Annotated in this window: 14 protein-coding genes; 12 read left to right on the forward strand and 2 right to left on the reverse strand. The window is 70.6% G+C overall.

Translation table 11 applies throughout. The features are described 5' to 3' along the window. Positions 1–95: 95 nt before the first annotated feature. The 12 genes from EVU97_RS04485 (at position 96) to EVU97_RS04540 (ending at position 14,412) form a co-directional block, all read left to right on the forward strand. Positions 96–2,177: a catalase gene (locus tag EVU97_RS04485; RefSeq protein WP_129663884.1), complete on the forward strand. Its 2,082-nt coding sequence runs from the start codon at positions 96–98 to the stop codon at positions 2,175–2,177. Further along, entirely contained in the window at positions 2,174–3,160 is a 987-nt protein-coding gene (locus EVU97_RS04490) for an acyl-CoA/acyl-ACP dehydrogenase (protein ID WP_240730128.1), read from the forward strand. The genes EVU97_RS04485 and EVU97_RS04490 overlap by 4 nt, the downstream gene beginning before the upstream one ends. Beyond that, positions 3,160–4,869, forward strand: a complete 1,710-nt coding sequence (locus EVU97_RS04495) for a PIG-L family deacetylase (protein WP_129663888.1) — start codon at positions 3,160–3,162, stop codon at positions 4,867–4,869. The genes EVU97_RS04490 and EVU97_RS04495 overlap by 1 nt, the downstream gene beginning before the upstream one ends. Continuing rightward, a complete protein-coding gene (locus tag EVU97_RS04500) occupies positions 4,866–5,837 on the forward strand; it encodes a WcbI family polysaccharide biosynthesis putative acetyltransferase (protein ID WP_129663890.1) in 972 nt (323 codons plus the stop codon). Before EVU97_RS04495 ends, EVU97_RS04500 begins: the two co-directional genes overlap by 4 nt. Positions 5,838–5,920: 83 nt before the next feature. Beyond that, positions 5,921–7,102 (forward strand): hypothetical protein, encoded by a 1,182-nt coding sequence (locus EVU97_RS04505; protein ID WP_129663892.1) that lies wholly within the window; start codon positions 5,921–5,923, stop codon positions 7,100–7,102. A gap of 41 nt (positions 7,103–7,143) precedes the next feature. Then, positions 7,144–8,418 carry a glycosyltransferase gene (locus EVU97_RS04510; RefSeq protein WP_165357877.1) on the forward strand — a complete coding sequence of 425 codons (1,275 nt, stop codon included), beginning with the start codon at positions 7,144–7,146 and terminating at the stop codon, positions 8,416–8,418. Next, complete coding sequence (locus tag EVU97_RS04515; protein ID WP_047311137.1) at positions 8,415–9,218, forward strand: glycosyltransferase family 2 protein; 804 nt, start codon at positions 8,415–8,417, stop codon at positions 9,216–9,218. Before EVU97_RS04510 ends, EVU97_RS04515 begins: the two co-directional genes overlap by 4 nt. Beyond that, positions 9,215–10,609: a glycosyltransferase gene (locus EVU97_RS04520; protein WP_129663896.1), complete on the forward strand. Its 1,395-nt coding sequence runs from the start codon at positions 9,215–9,217 to the stop codon at positions 10,607–10,609. The genes EVU97_RS04515 and EVU97_RS04520 overlap by 4 nt, the downstream gene beginning before the upstream one ends. Next, on the forward strand, positions 10,609–12,132 hold the full coding sequence (locus tag EVU97_RS15200; RefSeq protein WP_240730145.1) for a glycosyltransferase: 1,524 nt from the start codon (positions 10,609–10,611) through the stop codon (positions 12,130–12,132). The genes EVU97_RS04520 and EVU97_RS15200 overlap by 1 nt, the downstream gene beginning before the upstream one ends. Next, positions 12,132–13,004: a glycosyltransferase family 2 protein gene (locus EVU97_RS04530; protein ID WP_129663898.1), complete on the forward strand. Its 873-nt coding sequence runs from the start codon at positions 12,132–12,134 to the stop codon at positions 13,002–13,004. The genes EVU97_RS15200 and EVU97_RS04530 overlap by 1 nt, the downstream gene beginning before the upstream one ends. Positions 13,005–13,022: 18 nt before the next feature. Next, the gene (locus EVU97_RS04535; protein WP_129663900.1) at positions 13,023–13,274 is read left to right on the forward strand and encodes a hypothetical protein; all 252 of its coding nucleotides are present in this window, start codon (positions 13,023–13,025) and stop codon (positions 13,272–13,274) included. 496 nt (positions 13,275–13,770) lie between these two features. After that, the gene (locus tag EVU97_RS04540; protein ID WP_240730129.1) at positions 13,771–14,412 is read left to right on the forward strand and encodes a DUF3253 domain-containing protein; all 642 of its coding nucleotides are present in this window, start codon (positions 13,771–13,773) and stop codon (positions 14,410–14,412) included. 204 nt (positions 14,413–14,616) lie between these two features. Here the strand turns inward: EVU97_RS04540 and EVU97_RS04545 are convergent, their stop codons facing one another. Further along, a complete protein-coding gene (locus tag EVU97_RS04545) occupies positions 14,617–15,339 on the reverse strand; it encodes a CPBP family intramembrane glutamic endopeptidase (RefSeq protein ID WP_047310595.1) in 723 nt (240 codons plus the stop codon). Further along, positions 15,339–16,754, reverse strand: coding sequence for a tryptophan-rich sensory protein (locus EVU97_RS04550; protein WP_129663904.1), 1,416 nt, complete (start codon positions 16,752–16,754; stop codon positions 15,339–15,341). Before EVU97_RS04550 ends, EVU97_RS04545 begins: the two co-directional genes overlap by 1 nt. Positions 16,755–16,956 lie beyond the last annotated feature (202 nt).

A 16,956-nucleotide genomic window follows, 5' to 3' on the forward strand; every position in this document is an offset into this window, starting at 1 on the left:
CGACGCGGTGCCCGGCGTCGGCGAGGGCGGTGGCCTTACTCTCCGACATAGGGTCGAGAGGCCATGATCGAACGACCACCAGCATGAGGAGAGCCATGAGCGACAACGAGCGCACCACGAGCCCCGACTCGCGCGGCACCGGGGACGAGCTGCACCAGGGGGTGAGCGGTGGCAACGCCATGACGACGTCGCAGGGTATTCCGATGACCGACGACCAGAACCAGCTGCGTGCGGGCGACCGCGGCCCGTCGCTGCTGCAGGACGCCGCGTTCCGCGACAAGATCATGCACTTCGACCACGAGCGCATCCCGGAGCGTGTCGTCCATGCCCGCGGCTACGGCGCGCACGGCGTGTTCGAGAGCTACGACGACCACAGCGACCTCACGGCCGCCTACCTGTTCGGCAAGAAGGGCCGTCAGACGGAGACGTTCGTTCGTTTCTCGACGGTCGCCGGCAACATGGGCTCCGCCGACCTCGCGCGCGACGTCCGTGGCTTCGCGACGAAGTTCTACACCGAGGAGGGCAACTGGGACCTCGTCGGCAACAACATCCCCGTCTTCTTCATCCAGGACGCGATCAAGTTCCCCGACCTCGTGCACTCGGTCAAGGAGGAGCAGGACCGCGGTTGGCCGCAGGCGGCGAGCGCGCACGACACGTTCTGGGACTTCATCTCCCTCATGCCCGAGTCGACGCACATGGCCCTGTGGGCGATGAGCGACCGCGCGATTCCGCGCAGCTTCCGCTTCATGGAGGGCTTCGGTGTCCACACCTTCCGCTTCGTGACGGCCGACGGCAAGAACTCGTTCGTCAAGTTCCATTGGAAGCCCGCACAGGGCATGCAGTCGGTGGTCTGGAACGAGGCCGTCAAGATCAACGGCGCCGACGCCGACTTCCACCGTCGTGACCTGTGGAACGCGATCCAGAGCGGCGACTTCCCCGAGTACGAGCTCGGTGTCCAGGTGTTCGACGACGAGTTCGCCGACAGCTTCGACTTCGACGTGCTCGACTCGACGAAGATCATCCCCGAGGAGATCGTCCCGATCCGCCCGCTCGGCAAGATGACGCTCAACCGCGTCGTCGACAACGTCTTCTCCGAGACGGAGCAGGTCGCGTTCATGACGCAGAACGTCGTGCCCGGCATCGACTTCACGAACGACCCGCTGCTGCAGGGCCGCAACTTCAGCTACCTCGACACGCAGCTGTCGCGCCTCGGCTCGACCAACCACACGCAGCTGCCCGTCAACGCGCCGAAGTGCCCCGTCGCGCACTTCCAGCGTGACGGTCACATGCAGTTCGCGCACCAGAGGGGCCGCGCCAACTATGAGCCGAACGGTTTCTCGGGTGACGACCGTGGCCCGCGTGCGCTGACGACGTTCCAGCCGGACACGTACCCGACGAAGGTCGAGGGTGAGGCGCGCCGTCTGCGTGCGGAGTCGTTCGCCGACCACTACAGCCAGGCCAACCAGTTCTGGAAGAGCCAGACGGAGGTCGAGCAGAAGCACATCGTCGACGCATTCGCGTTCGAGCTCGGCAAGTGCGAGATCCCCGAGATCCGCACGCGCATGCTCGGCAACCTGCGCAACGTCGACGAGTCGCTCGCGCAGCGCGTCGCCGACGAGCTCGCGATGGAGCTGCCGGAGGCCTCGCCCGCGAAGGTGGCGCCGCGTCACGACCTGCCCGTCTCCAACGCGCTGAGCATCGTGAAGAACGGACCCGACAGCTTCGCCGGCCGCAAGATCGGCGTCGTCGTCAGCGACGGAACCGACGCCGACCTGCTCGCCGCGGTGCGCTCGGCCGCCGAGGCCGAGGGCACGGTCGTCGAGATCGTCGCGAAGGCCGTCGGTGGCGTCACGCTGTCGAACGGTGAGAAGCTCGCCGCCGATCACGCCATCGCCGGTGCGCCGTCGGTGCTGTTCGACGCCGTCGCGCTGCTGCCGTCGGCTGACGGTGCGGCGACGCTCGGCAAGGTCGCCGAGGCTCGTGACTTCGTGACGGACGCCGTCGCGCACAACAAGTTCCTGGCCCTCGGCCCGGACGCGTCGGGTCTCATCGAAGCCGCGGGTGTGGCGTCGAAGAAGGACGACGGGTTCGTCGACGTCAGCGACGCGACCGGCGCAAAGGGCTTCGTGGAGACGTGCCGTGCGCTGCGCTTCTGGAAGCGGGAGCTCTCCGCTTGAGCGAACCCTCTCGCGTGCTGTGCCGCCCCGATATCCCTGCTGGGGACGTCGGGGCGGCGCTTGCCGCTGCCGGTGCGTTCGCTTCCGCCGCAGCGGCGTTGGGCCGCGACAGCGCGGTGTATCTCGACACGCTCCGATCGCTCGGCGCCTTCGACCTGACGACGGCGCGCGTCATCGAACCGCACCTCGACGCGCTTGCGATCCTCGCTGAGGCGGGGGTTGCGCCGGGCGACGTGCTGCCCGGCGGTGAGGACGGCGCCTGGGGTGTGTTCGCGGCGCGGGCGCCGGGCCTCGCCGCGTGTCGCGAGGGTGACGGCTGGGTGCTCGACGGGGTGAAGCCGTGGTGCTCGCTCGGTGAGCAGTTGTCGCATGCGCTCGTGACGGCCGGTACGCCTGAAGGACAGCGGTTGTTCGCCGTCGACCTCACGGATGCGCGGGTGCGTGGCGCCGAGGAGCCTTGGGTGTCGCGTGGGCTCGTCGCGATCCGTTCGACGTCGCTGACATTCGACGCGATGCCCGCGACGCCCGTCGGGGAGCCAGGTTTTTATCTCGGCCGTGACGGTTTCGCGTGGGGTGGCATCGGTGTCGCCGCCGTCTGGGCGGGCGGCGTGGACGGCCTCGTCACAGCGGTTCGTGCGGCTGCGGGGCGGCGTGAACCCGATCAGATCGCGCTCATGCATCTGGGCCGGTTCGAGGTCATCGCGTATCTGCTCGACGCGGTGCTCGCCGACGCAGCCCGCGCGATCGACGGTGGAAACGCTTGCGGTGCAGCGGGTCTCGCGTTGTCGTCGCGCGTGCGAGCAGTCGTCGCCGATGCGGTGGAGCAGGCGCTGACGATCTGTGGCCACGCGCTCGGCCCCGGCCCGTTGACGAGCGACGAGACCCACGCGCGGCGCGTTGCCGACCTCGGCGTCTATGTGCGTCAGCACCACGCCGAACGCGACCTCGCCGCCATCGGCGCCGCCACGCTGGAGCGTCACTGATGCGCGGGATGCCCGCCGCGCCGGCCTCGTGGTCGTCGCGGGAGCCCGGCACGAGCGAACGCACATGGTTGCGAGGGACGCCATGGGCGTCGCTCGGGCACCTCGACGTCGAAGCCCTCGCTGCCCGGTACAGCCGCGTCGTCGTCGTCGCGGCTCACCCCGACGACGAGACCCTCGCCGTCGGCGCATTCTTGGCGATGCTCGCGGACGCGGGGTTGGCCGTAGACGTCGCCCTCGTCACCGACGGCGAGGGATCGCACTCTGCGGCAACGGGATTGACATTCGAGGTCGTCCGCGAAGTCCGTCGTCGCGAGTTCGACGACGCTCTCGGTGTGCTGCTCGGCGGCGCGCTCGGGCGGGTTGAGCGCCTTGCGCTACCTGACGGCCGCGTCGCTGACCACCGTGCCGAGCTGGCCGCTGCGCTGGAGCGCGTCGTGCAGGTAACTGCGGCGGAGGCATCCACGGTGTCGGACCAGTCGCCCTCGAGAGCGGTCGGCTGCGATGACGCAGCCACCGATGTGACCTCGACGGTGGCGCCGTCGATGACGCCGGTGCGTGGGTCGGGAACTGAGCGGGTGCTCGTCGTCGCCCCGGCGGAGGCAGATGCGCACATCGACCACGACACGTGCGGAGCCGTGGCGCGTGACGTCGCGGCGCAGCTCGGGGCGGCGTGCGTCAGCTATCCGTTGTGGTGGTGGCACTGGGGCGACCCATCGTCGGTTGCCGAATTAGTCTGGGAGAGAAGCGTTCTCGCTGTCCCCGACGTCGCCTCGCTCCAGCGCAAACGCGCAGCCATCGCGGCGTACTCGTCACAGATCGGGACGTTCGCGCGCCCCGCAGCCGAGCCTGCGATGCTCGACGCCGGCGTCCTCGCCCACTTCGAACGTCTCGTCGAGACACTCTTCGACCCCGACGGCGCGCTGCCCCGCGTCGCCTCGTCCGATGATGGACGCACGCCGGCGGCATCCTTCGACGCGATGTTCGAGGGCAGCGACGACCCGTGGGGTGTCGAGACGCGCTGGTACGAGCGGCGTCGCCGTGCCCTCATCGAGGCGATGCTGCCTGAAGAGCATCTCGGGCGCGTGCTCGATCTCGGATGCTCCACGGGCGTCCTGACGCAGGTGCTCGCCGAGCGCGCCGACGGCGTGGTCGCGGTCGACGGGAGCGCCCAGGCGCTGGCGCGCGCTCGTCGACGTGACGTCGACGGCGTCGACTGGCGCCACGCCGAACTGCCTTCTGTGCTCGATGAACTCGCCGACGAAGGGCAGCGGTTCGACACCGTCGTGCTGAGCGAGATCGGCTACTTCCTCGACGGCGCGACGCTGCTGGCGACCCTCGCCGGCATCGACGCACTGCTGCGCGATGACGGTGTCGTCGTCGTGGCGAACTGGCTGCACCCGACGCGTGACATCCCCCTCGACGGGCGTCTCGTCGATGAGCAGGTGCGCCTCGTGTGGCCGACGCTCGCGCGTTACGAAGACGACGACGTCGCCATCGTGGTCGCTCGCCCGAGCAACGGCGATGCCCCAACCGCCGCAACGACCCCCGTGTCGCGCGACACCCGCGCCGTCCTGCGAATCCCGTCCACATCGGCGAATCCTGTCCACACCGGCGATTTTCGTCCACATTCGTCGGCTGACGGCGAGCGCGGCATTGGCGCCGTCAGCGGCGAAAGTGCCAGAGATGACGTCGAAGGAGAGGCCTCATGACAGTGCCTGCCGTCGAGGCGACGCCTCGCAACCTGCACTACGGCGAGTTCTACGGTCTCACCGACCCCGTGCCGACGGCCGATCCTGAGGGCCGCCCGGTGCTCGTCGTCCACGGCAACTGCCAGGCGGAGTCGCTGCGCGTACTTCTCGACGGTCGGTACGGCGACCGCATCCGCACGATCCGCCTCGTCCCGGCGCACGAACTGGTCGCCGATGACGTGCCGCACCTGCATCGCACCCTCGCGCAGGCCCAGTACCTCGTCACACAACCCGTCGCCCCCGGGTATCGCGGCCTGCCCGTCGGCACGGAAGAACTGTTCACGGCGGCGCCGCACGTCAGGTCGACGATCGTGCCCGTCATGCGGTGGGCGGGGCTGCACCCGGCGCAGGTCATCGTCCGCACGCCCGCGGGCGAGCCGCCGATCGTGCCGTATCACGATCTGCGCGTCATCGCGGCGTGCCGCCGAGCGGGTGACCACGCGGCTCGTGTGACGAGCGCCGACCTGCCGCAGCTCGACGAGCGCGCCGTCGGTGCCCTGCGCGACGCATCCCTCGCCGAGCTGACGCGGCGCATCGAGGCGCACGGCGCCGTCGACATTCGTGATGCCCTCACGCGCCCTGGACGGCGCAGCGTCCACGTCATCAACCACCCGACGAACGACGTCCTCGTCGAGGTCGCCGACCGCATCGCGGCCGCCCTCGACCTCGGCGCACCCCGCGAGTACGACCCTGGCCGGTCGCTGCTCGGCGCCCTCGTCGCGCCGATGGACGAGCGCGCCGCCGCGCTCGCGCAGGTGCGGATGAGCGATGACGACGTCGCCCGCGTGTGGCAGGTGCGCGGTCAGGCGGTGGGCGAGGACGAGCTCGTCGCCGCCCACGCCGCGTGGTACGCCGAGCACCCGCAGGCACTCGCGGACGCGGTGCGTCGACATGCGACGTTGCTCGAGATCGTGGACGGTGACGTGTGAGCGCCGCACCGAGCGGCGATGCGTTCGAACATCCGACAGACGTCAAGATGACGAGAAGCGCCGTCGCACATGACAATACGAGGATGACGACGACGCGCCCGGCGAGCACTGCCGCTGAGGACCCCCGCAGCGCGCACGTTGCATCGGGTGATGCGGCTGCAACCGTCGACCACCTCCTGCTCGGCCCGCCCGAGCACGGGGTGACGCGCCACGGGGCGGCTCTCGCCGGTGCGCGCCGCACGTCGATGCTCGACGTGGGGACCGGCGCGCGTGACCTCGCGGCGTACCTCGCGGACGATGCCGGGCCCGTGCATGTTCACCTCACCGACGCGCTGCTCGGCGCCGACCACCGGGCGATCGAAGCCGGGGTGCGCGCGATCGAGGGCGCCGCACGGCCCGTGCACGTCACGCTTCACGACATTCCGCAGCCCGCCGAGGGGCAGGCGCGCTACGAACGTCGCGCTGCGCTGTATGCGCGCATCGTCGCGGCCGCCGCGTCTGTTCAGGTGTGCAGCGAGGCCGAGCGCGCGATGCTGGGTGACGTCGTCGCGGCGCCTGCCGGTGACGCTGACAGCGCCGCTCGGGGTTTCGGCGACGCCGATGTCGCTGGCGTCGGTGTCGCCACGTTGCCGGTCGATGCACGACCGAGTGCAACTGCGGCGGGCGACGCGGTGCTCGCCCTGGGCGATGACGCGCCCGTCGGCGTCCTCGGGTTCGTCCATCCGGGCAAGGATCCGCAGTTGGCGCTCAATGTTGCCGCGGCGCTGGGTCGCGACCTCGTCATGCTCGGCGCGGTGGTCGAGGGGCACGAGGACTTCGTCGATGACTTGCGCCGCGCCGCGAACGCGCGCGGAATCGAACTGCGCGTTCTCGGGCACCTGAGCGAGGACGAGATGGACGCCGCGATCGCGACGATCGCCGTGCCGCTCGCGGCCTACCGTCACATCTCCGCGTCGGGTTCGATCGGCCGATGGATCGCCGCCGGTCGCCGGCCGATCACGCTGGCCACGCCGTGGGTCGCCGAACTGTCGACGACGGCACCCGGGTCGGTGGCGGTCGTCGAAGCTTCTACTGGTGCAGGCGAATCGGGCGATCGTGATGGTGTGATCGATGTGCTCGTCGATGCCGCCCGGGCGGCGCTGAGCGACCCGATGGTGACCGTGACGAACCCGTCGCATCCCGGCTTGCTCACGACGCCGGACGCCGCGCGTCGCCAGAGCGAACTGCTCGCCGCGCACCTGACGCCCCTGGGTGGTGTCGGGTGAACGCGAACGCTCGCGCGGGCGAGCAAGGGGCTGACCTGAGCGTGGGTGACGGACACGACGTCGACGTCGTCGTCACGCATTTCGAGGACCCACAGCGTCTGCGATGGGTTCTGGATTCCCTGGCGGCGCAAGATGATTCGTCGCTGCGCCTCCACATCGTCGTCGCGGATGACGGTTCAGCCACCCCGCCGAGCGTCCCCGACGGCGTCACGCTCCTGCGACAGGCGAACGAGGGCTTCCGCGCCGCGGCGGTGCGCAATCTCGGCGCGCGCGCCGGGTCGTCACCGTTCGTCCTCTTCCTCGACGGCGACACCGTGCCGACGCCCGGCTACTGTGCCGCGATGGTCGACGCCTTGCGAGAGGCGTCGCGCGAGGCGCCGGGCGCCGGCGCCCTCGTCGTCGGAGCCCGTCGGCATGCCGATCTCAGCGCCGTCGCTGCGCGGGGTGACGACGTCGTGTCCTGGTGTGCGGCAACCGATCCTGAGGCGCCGGCCGACGGTGACGTCCTCGCCGCACCCCAGTGGCTGCGCGACGGCTACGCGCGCACGAACGACCTGCGTGACGCCGGCGACGGCGACTGGCGACTCGTCATCAGCGCCGTCATGGGCATGACGCGCGACGCGTTCGAACGTCTCGACGGGTTCGACGAGAGCCTCGTCGGGTACGGCGGCGAAGACTGGGATCTCGCCTATCGCGCCTGGAACACCGGCGTCGCCCTGCGTCATGCGTCGGCCGCGGTGGCCTGGCACGACGGCCCCGACGCGGGGGAGCGAGCCGATCTCGCGCAGCTCAAGGAGGGCGAGCAACTCGCGCTCGCTGCCCGCATTCCACAGCCAAACGTGCGGGGGCGCCACGGTATCTGGCGCGCCCCGCGCGTCGTCGTGTTCTGGCGGCCGGCGCGAACGGTGGCACCGAGCGGCGAGTACGCCGCCCTCGAGTCGTGGCTCGCGCTCGCGGACGTCGGGATCTGGTGCGGTGAACGCCGACCCGACGTGCTCGCCGATGACCCTCGCGTGTGCGCCGGCGAACCGTCCGACGACGTTCTGCAGCGCGCTGAGTTCATCGTCGACGTCATGCAGCCGTGCGTTCTGCGCGATGCCGAGGGTCTGCTCGCAGCGTGCGACGGCGCGCCATGGGTGGGCGGCGGCGTGACGGCGGCGCGCACCCGTCATCGGACGAATGTGGACGAAAATCGCAGAAGTGACAGGGTCGCTGGGCCGGTCGAATCGCCCGCGGATGCGTCACCGATCGTCGAAACCGTGCCCGCAGACGGGCCCCTCGACCTCGAGGCCTGGGGCCGACGGAGGTGGTCATGAGCGAGCGCACCTATCCGTGCGTGACACGTGCGCTCACTCGCAGCCGTGACGGTTCGCCTCGCCCTGCTCTCGCCGGCGCCACCGTCATCGTGCCTGCGCGTGACGAAGAGCAGGCGCTTCCGCACTGCCTCACGGCGCTCGAACGAGCGCTCGTCGAGGTTGCTCATCTCGCGCCGGCGATGACGTTGCGTGCGTGCATCGTCCTCGACACGTGCACCGACGACAGCGAGGCCATCGTGCGTGCCTTCGCGGGCGCGGCGGCGCACCGCGGGCAGTTCAGCGTGGAGCCGCTCGTCGTCACGGCGGGGAGCGTCGGGCGAGCGCGTGCCGCGGGAGTGCGCTGCGCGCTCGAATGGGCGGAACGTGACGGAATCGATGCCGACGCGCTGTGGCTCGCCTCGACCGACGCCGACACGCACGTCCCGCCGCACTGGCTGAGCGCCCACATCGCGACGGCCAACGCCGGCGCCGACGCGTACGTCGGCACCGTCGAACCGGACGCGGCTCTCACCGGCGCGCGGCGCGCAGAGTGGATGGAACGACACCATCTGCGGGAGGGGCATCCTCACGTGCACGGCGCGAATCTCGGTGTGCGCGCTTCTGCGTACCTGCGGGTCGGCGGGTTCGCGCCGCTGTCGCTGCACGAGGACGTAGACCTCGTCGAGCGGCTGCGCGCCGAGGACGAGCGCCTCGTGCGGGCGGCCGATGACGCGCGCGTCGTCACGTCGAGCCGTCTCGACGGGCGAGCTGTCGGCGGGTTCGCGACGTATCTGGCCAACCTGCGAGGAGGAGTCGCATGACGTCGCTGCGCATCGCCGTGCTCGCCACGAACCGCAACCCGTTGAGCGAGCCGTTCGCCGGCGGCCAGGAATCGCTGACGGCGGCGCTCGTCGCCGGGTTCCGTCGGCGCGGCCACCACGTCGTGCTGTTCGCGGCCGAGGGGACGCCGGCCGATGTGGCCGACGAGGTCGTGGCGTACCCGGCGCTGCCGCGGTTCTCGGCGGTTGCCGCGCTCGACCCGCAGCTGCCGGAGAAGCCGTTTCTCGACGACCATCACGCGTTCACGTTCGCGGCCGCCGAACTGGCGCGCCGGGATCGTGCCGGTGAGCTCGACGTCGTCGCCAACCACAGCCTGCACCACCTGCCGATGTCGCTGTCGCGCGCTTACGACGCGCCGGTCGTCACGACGTTGCATACGCCGCCGTTTCCGTGGATGGAGCTCGGCGCTGCCCTCGCCTCGCCGGCGTCGCGGTTCGTCGCGGTGTCGAAAGCCCTCGCGGCGCAATGGTCGACGGTGACGCGGCAGGTCGTGGCGAACGGTGTCGACGAGTCGCGTTTCGTCCTCGGGCCGGGCGCTGACGACGGCCGTCTCGCCTGGGTCGGTCGGATCACGCCGGAGAAGGCGCCGCATCTCGCGATCGATGCGGCGCGGATGGCCGGGCGACGGCTGGCTCTCGTCGGGCCGGTCAGCGATGCGGCGTACTTCGAGGCGCAGATCGCGCCGCGGCTCGGGGGCGACGTCGAGCATCTCGGCGCGGTGCGGCCAGATGAGGTCGCGAAGGTCGTCGGGCGGAGCGACGCGTTGTTCGTCACACCGGCATGGGATGAGCCGTTCGGCCTCGTCGCCGTCGAGGGCGCGATGTGCGGGACGCCCGTCATCGCCCTCGCACGAGGTGGTCTCGTCGAGGTGGTGCGACCGGACATGGGTGTCCTCGTCGACGCGGCGACGAATCCGGTCGTGGATTCGTCTGAGATCCCGGCAGGAGCCGTGACGGCGGCGCCCGACGACGTGCTCGTCGCCCGACTTGCCTCTGCCGTCACCGAACTCGACGCTCTCGACCGCGCGGCGGTGCGCGAGTGCGCCGTCCGCCATTTCTCTCTCGATGCCTGCATCGACGGGCATCTCGCGGTGCTGACGGAGGCGGCTGACGCGGCGCGCCGTTCGCAGCCTGCGTCGGGCGCGCGATCCGTCGAACGTCACACACCGCTGGACCCGCTCCCGAGCGACGCCGACGCGCGGCGGCTCGTCATCCGTGAGGACATGAAGCCTTCAGCCGGGGTTCGTCCGGGCGTGAGCGCGCAGAACGGCACGGGCAGTGACGTTGCGGACCGTCCGTTGCTCCCGGGGAGCCTTTCGGGCGACAGCGTCTCAGGCGGCGCCCAACCGGACGCGACAGGGGCGATGTCGTGATGCGCATCGGTTACTACGTGCACCATCACGGGCGGGGGCACGCGACGCGGGCGGGCGTCATCGGCGCCGAACTGACGCGGCGCGGGCACGTCATCACCTATCTCGGCAGCGGCGCACTGCCCGACGGGGATCAGGTCGCGCTCGCGTCGGATGCCGATGAAGCGGATGCACCGTTCGTCGACCCCGATGCGGGTGGGCGTCTGCACTGGGCTCCGCTCGGCGGTGGCTACGCCGAGCGTTCGGCGCAGATCGCGGCGTGGGTGACGCAGGCGCGCCCGGACGTCGTCGTCGTCGACGTCTCCGTCGAGGTGACCGCTCTCGTGCGGCTGCTCGGCGTCCCCGTCGTCGTCGTGGCTCAGCCCGGGCGACGCGACGACGCACCGCATGCGCTGGCGTTCGACCTGGCGGCGGCTGTGCTGGCGCCCTGGCCGGCGCGGCTCGACGTCGCGCCGCACCTCGAACGCCATCGCGACAAGACGGTCGAAGTCGGTGGCCTGTCGCGCTTCGCGGGTCATGCTGCGGGGCCGAACGCTGCGGGCGGTGGTTCGTCGGCATGTCCCTCCCCGAACTCCTCAGAAAGTGTTGCGTCAGGCCCGCGGGCGGCCAGTTACCGCGATGCCGGCGGCTGCGGCGTCGCGGCGGACGTCTCGCAGAGCACTGCACCGGGCGCCGGATCCGGCGGTGCAGCAATAGACGCTGCGGGAGGCCCTTCGCTGGGCGCACGGCGAGGGGCCTCGTCAGATGCCTTGGCGGGCAGCGATTCTGACGGTGCTGCGGTGAACGTTCCGGATGGCCTTTCGGCGGGCATGCCGAGAGGGGCCTTCTCGGACGCGAGATCGCGGGTCGCGCAAGAGATACCAAGGTTGCGTGGCGTGCTCCTCGTCGGCGGCGAGGGCTGGGACGACGCTGAGCTTCCGGGCGCCGTCGAACGCGCTGTGCCGCAGGTCCATTGGCGGACGCCCGACGCCGACCACCCCGTCGAGGTTCTGCTCGCGACGGCTGACGTCGTCGTCACCCACGCGGGGCAGAACGCTCTTGCGGACGTCGCTGCCTTCGGTGTTCCTGCCGTCGTCGTGCCGCAGGAGCGTCCGTTCGACGAGCAGGCCGACATGGCTCGTGCTCTTGACGACGCCGGCATCGCGCGCGGGCTGACTCTGGGTGCGACCGCTGACGAGGTCGCTGCCGGCATCCGTGAAGTCCTCGCCGGGGACGACGAGCGATCGACAGGACGTGCGTGGGCGCGCTGGTGCGTCGACGGCGCTGTTGACCGCGCGGCTGACGTCATCGAAGCCGCAGCGCGCGGGGGCGTCGCTGACCTAGCTGCTGGAACTGACGCCGACGATCTGGGAGGTGCTGTGCGTGGGAGCAGACATGGCATCGACGATGTTGCGCGCGCAGGTGTCGCAGAGCGAGGCGTCCGCGAAGCCGGGGGCGCGGCGCGTGGAGTCGTCGAGGGCGGCTCCGGCTGGCCAGCCGCTACCGGCGCCGAGGCGCCCGCACTCGGAGATGGGACGCTGCAGTGATGACCGACATGGGGTCGGGCCGGACGCTGCCCGTCGCCGTCGTCACTCCGGTGCGGGGGCGTCTCGAGCACCTCGTCAATCAGCGACGGTTCCTCGACGAGGTGGCGCCCGACGTACGACACGTCATCGTCGCCGTCGACATGCCTGATCTGGGTGACGACCTGCACGTGGCGGGCGTCATGGGTGAGAGCGTCAGCATCGTGCCCCTCGACGATCACCCGCTGGGCATGCCGACCGCGCGGGCCCGCAACGTCGGCGCGACGGCGGCACTCGATGATGGCGCGGAACTCATCGTCTTCCTCGATGTCGACTGCGTCCCCCTGCCCGGTTTCGTCGATGCGTCGCGTGACGCGCAGTGTCAGCTCGATGCTCGCGGCGAGCGTGCCGTGCTCAACGGCATCGTCACGTATCTGGGGGAGGACGATCGTCTCGACGGTGAATTCCCGGCGGCTGCGAGACGTTTCGTCGCTCCGCATGCTGCGCGCCCCGCGCCGTCGTCGGGTGCGGTCGAGGTCGACGACGACCATCGTCTCCTGTGGTCGCTCGCGTTTGCGCTCGATGCCGACGCCTGGCGCGCGTGCGGCGGTTTCGACGAGCGGTACGTCGGGTACGGCGCGGAGGACACCGACTTCGGCATGCGGGCCCGTGACGCGGGCCTGCGGATGGCGTGGGTCGGCGGCGCGCACGCGTTGCATCAGTGGCATCCGAGCGCGAACCCGCCGCGCCATCACGTCGTCGACATCGTGCGCAACGCGAACCTCTACCGCGAGCGGTGGGGCACCTGGCCGATGGAGGGCTGGTTGCAGGCGTTCGCCGACGAAGGCCTCGTCGAGTGGACCCCTACGTCGTTGTCCCTGGCGTCGCCGCATTGAGCCTTGCGGTGTGCCCGAATGTGGACAGGATTCAGCCGCGCCCTGGGTCAGCGTGATGACGGCGTCAGCCGCCGGCACGAGCGCGTCGAGTCGGCTGAGCTGCGCCGCCGGGTCCTCGATGTGCGGGTTGCGCAGGTCGTGCACCGTGACGACGACGCCCTTGCCCAGCTCGTGCGCCACGTCGACGACCTCGCGCAGGTGCTCAGGGCTGAACGACTCGAACCCGAAGAGGACGTGCAGCACGTCGAACTCGCCGGCATGCTCGCGTAGCCAGGCCGGATCGAGGATGCGCGGCGGCCACCAGCGCGTCGAGCCGTCGTCAGCGATGACGGGCGGGTCGGGCAGGCGGATCACCTCGTCGCACCCGTCGCCTGGTGTCTCGCCGGTCGGGGAGAGATGCGCGACGTAGGGGTGATCGGCCGGAACCGACGCGACACGAAGCATTGCTTCTCCTGGACGCGATCTCATCGGCTACGACACTGAGCACGACACAGTGAACGCGACCGAGGGCGGGCGCCGTCACCCTACCCGCCGGCTCGCCCGTTGACGGATCGTCGTTGCCCGGATTCGCGTCATGTTCGACGCGAATCCGGGCAACGATCGTCCCTCGGCCTGACAAGTGCATCGCGCATGTGCAGTCAGACGGTGCCGCCGACAGGAGCCAGGCCCCGGGGAGGCGGAGCGAGGCAGACCCGTCTTCGTCGGCTCGGGCATGTCAGACGTGCTCCGGTGGACACGCGGCGGCGTGGGCCGTCACAGTGGGTGGGTGAGTGAACCCGAGCGCACCCCGGACGGTCGCTACATCGTGGTGAACGGTCGACGCTGGCGCGCGTCCGACCCCGGCATCCCGCCGAAGCTACGGCAAGAACTCGTCGACGAACTGATGGCCGCCCGTCGCCTCGTGCGCACGGACGCCGAGCACGCCCGACCGCGCGTGCAGGAGGCCAAGATCGCTCTCGGCGAGCGGGGCTACGAATGGTGGACTACTCCGTCCGACGACGAACGCGACGTCCGCATCGAAGCGACGATCCGCGCGCTGCTGCGTCATCGCGCCGGCAAGAGCATCTGCCCCAGCGACGTCGCGCGCGTGGTCGGCAACGGCGCGCACACTGACTTCCATGGCGACGGTATTTCGAAGGCGAGTGGCCACGGGACGGCGACCCGAGTCGGAGGCGAGTCGACCACCACCGGGGGCGGCGATGCGACGAACGGCGATGACGGGTGGCGCGACCTCATGCCCGCCGTCCGCGCCGTGGCGCATCGAATGCGAGCGGCCGGCGAGGTGCTCGTCACCCAGGAGGGCAAGGCCGTCGACGAGACAGCTCGCGGGCCCGTCAGGATCATCTTTGCCGACGGTGGCGCTGACGATGACATTCGTGCTGACGCTGGGGAGCGCCCCTCGTCGTGATGTTCCCCGACATCGCGTCGCTGCCGACGCGATGTCGGCGAAAATCGCTGACGCTCAGTCTGACGACGGGGCGTATCGCTCGAGATCCGCCGCGACCGTCCCCCAACGCCGCGCTGAGTGCCAGCCTGGCACCACAGGTTGACTTCCACCGTAGATCGCAGCGGGGGGACACCCCACGTCAAGGGCGTCGGGCTGCCGATCTCACTACACGACGTGCGGCAGGACGAACAGCATGAGCATCGACCACGTCAGGTGCGTGACGATCGGCCCCGCGAGCGAGCCCGACTGCTGACGCAGCACGGCGACGACGAAGCCGAGCATCGCCGCGGCGAGTGCGAGCAGCGGAATGCCGGTCAGGGCCGTGACGGCCGTGTAGGCGACCGTCGTCCACAGCACGCGCTTCCTCGGCGACAGCACGCGCCAGAGCCCGCCTCGGTAGAACGCCTCCTCGGCGATGCCGTTGACGGCCGTCGTCAGTGCGACGATCGGCAGGCTGCCCTTGCGGGCATGGTCGAGCAGGTGCGAGACGGGGTCGCGCAGCGCCGGGATGAAGCGCACGAGAAACGCGCCGACGACGAACAACAGCGCCAGCGCGATGCCGATGCCGAACGCCTCGAGCAGTTCGCGTCCGTCAGCGCGCCAGCGCAGCCTGGTCGCGCCGACCCGGCCGGCCGCGAAGATCCCCGCTCCGTAGATGACGGAGACGAGGAACGTCGCCGGGTAGAACAGGGCCTGCCCCGGCTCGAGATTGAGCGACCACGAGAGGGCGACGGCGGCCGCGACGCCCGTCGCGCCGATGATGACCCGCGTCGCCCCGAGACGATGCTCGGGCACGGGATCGGCCCCGGCGTCACGTAGTTCGACGTCGCGTGCCCCTGCGAGCGCGGCGCCGAAGACGTGGCGAGGTGAGCGGTGCGATGTCGCCATCAGCGTCCCGGGTTACGACGGGCGATGACGGCGCTGAGGACGGTGGCGAACCCCGTCCACGCCGCGTACGGCGCGAGCACGACGCCCTTCTCCGGCGACGCCTTGTGCGCGCGGCGCACGAGGTCGGCCGAACTGGCGGCGAGCACCGCAGCCTCCAGCACCGCCGGACGCAGCTTCTTCGCGGCGAAGAACGTGCCGTTCCAGCCGACGTTGAGGGCCAGGTTCGCGGCGAGCGCCGCGATGTACGCGCGCTGTTCCTTGGTGCGGCCCGTCTCGGCGAGGTCGGCGATCGTCAGGCTCGAGATGAGCGCGAGATCGGTGTAGAGCGCGCTCCACACGATCGGGAACGCGGCGGGCGGCGGCTGGATCGCCGGCTTGCGCAGCGTGCGGTACCACGTCGACTTCGGGTCGGTCAGCAGCGAGCCGGCGACGGCGGTCGCGGCGACGGCGGCGGACGTCAGCCCGAGCGTGCGTACCCAGCGCGAGGTGTCGAGGTCCTTCACGGCCGCGCGCACGGCATCCTCGAACGACGTGTGACCGCCCGGAGGTGCGCCGACGAGGTCGTCGAGGTCGCGTTCGTGGACGACGGTGTCGTGCTGCAGGCTGCCGATGAGCGGCGCCGCCAGGCTGCTGGAGATGGGCGTCACGAGGCCGATCCAGTGCCCGGCGAGTCCGGCAGTCGTCACCGGCGCCGTGCCCACGATGCGCGGCAGCCAGCGCTTCGTCGCCTTCGCGTAGCGCTTCATCATGTCGCCGTACGGCATCGGTTCGGGGCCGCCGATGTCGAAGGTGCGGCTGACGTCGGCGGGCAGGTCGGCGGCACCGACGAGATAGTGCACGGCGTCGGCGACGGCGATCGGCTGGATGCGGTTCTTGATCCACTTCGGCGCGATCGCGCCGGGCAGCCGCTCGCTGAGGTTGCGCAGCATGATGAATGACGACGACTCGTCGCCGATGACGACGCCCGCCTGCAGCGCCGCCGTCGGAACGCCGGAGTCGATGAGCACGTGGCCCACCTCGACGCGCGAGCGCAGGTGGTCGGACAACTGCTCGACGTCCTCGTCGTCCGGGTGCAGGCCACCGAGGTAGACGATGCGCGAGACGCCGGCGTCGCGGGCGGCGTCGGCGAACGTCGAGGCCATCTCCTTCTCCTCGGAGACGAAGTCGTCGGACGTGCTCATCGAGTGCAGCAGGTACCAGGCGACGTCGACGTCCTCCATGGCGCGCGCGACGTCGGAGGCCTCGGACGCGTCACCCTCGACGACCTCGACGTGCTCGCCCCACGGCAGCGCACGCACCTTCTTCTCGCTGCGGCTGAGCACGCGCACGCGCCATCCCCGCTCGACGAGTTCAGCGGCCACCTGGCCGCCGACGTATCCGGTGGCCCCGGTGACGAGGGCGAGGCGAGAGGTCATGAAGTCCATCCGTTTAATCGAGGAATGCGCGTGGATCACGTTGGAATTTCAGGATAGTCGTACCTGACGTCGGCGTCAGCGGCGCCGGTCACAGCGGGGTCGCTCAGCGCGGGCGTCAGCTGCGCCGCTCATGCGGGCGCACCTGAGCGCCGCGGTGCGTGGGGAACGGCTCGCCGTCATTCCAGCCTGCCGGCGCCCAGAG

The sequence above is a fragment of the Dermacoccus sp. 147Ba genome (assembly GCF_004151355.1).
GTDB lineage: Bacteria > Actinomycetota > Actinomycetes > Actinomycetales > Dermatophilaceae > Dermacoccus > Dermacoccus abyssi.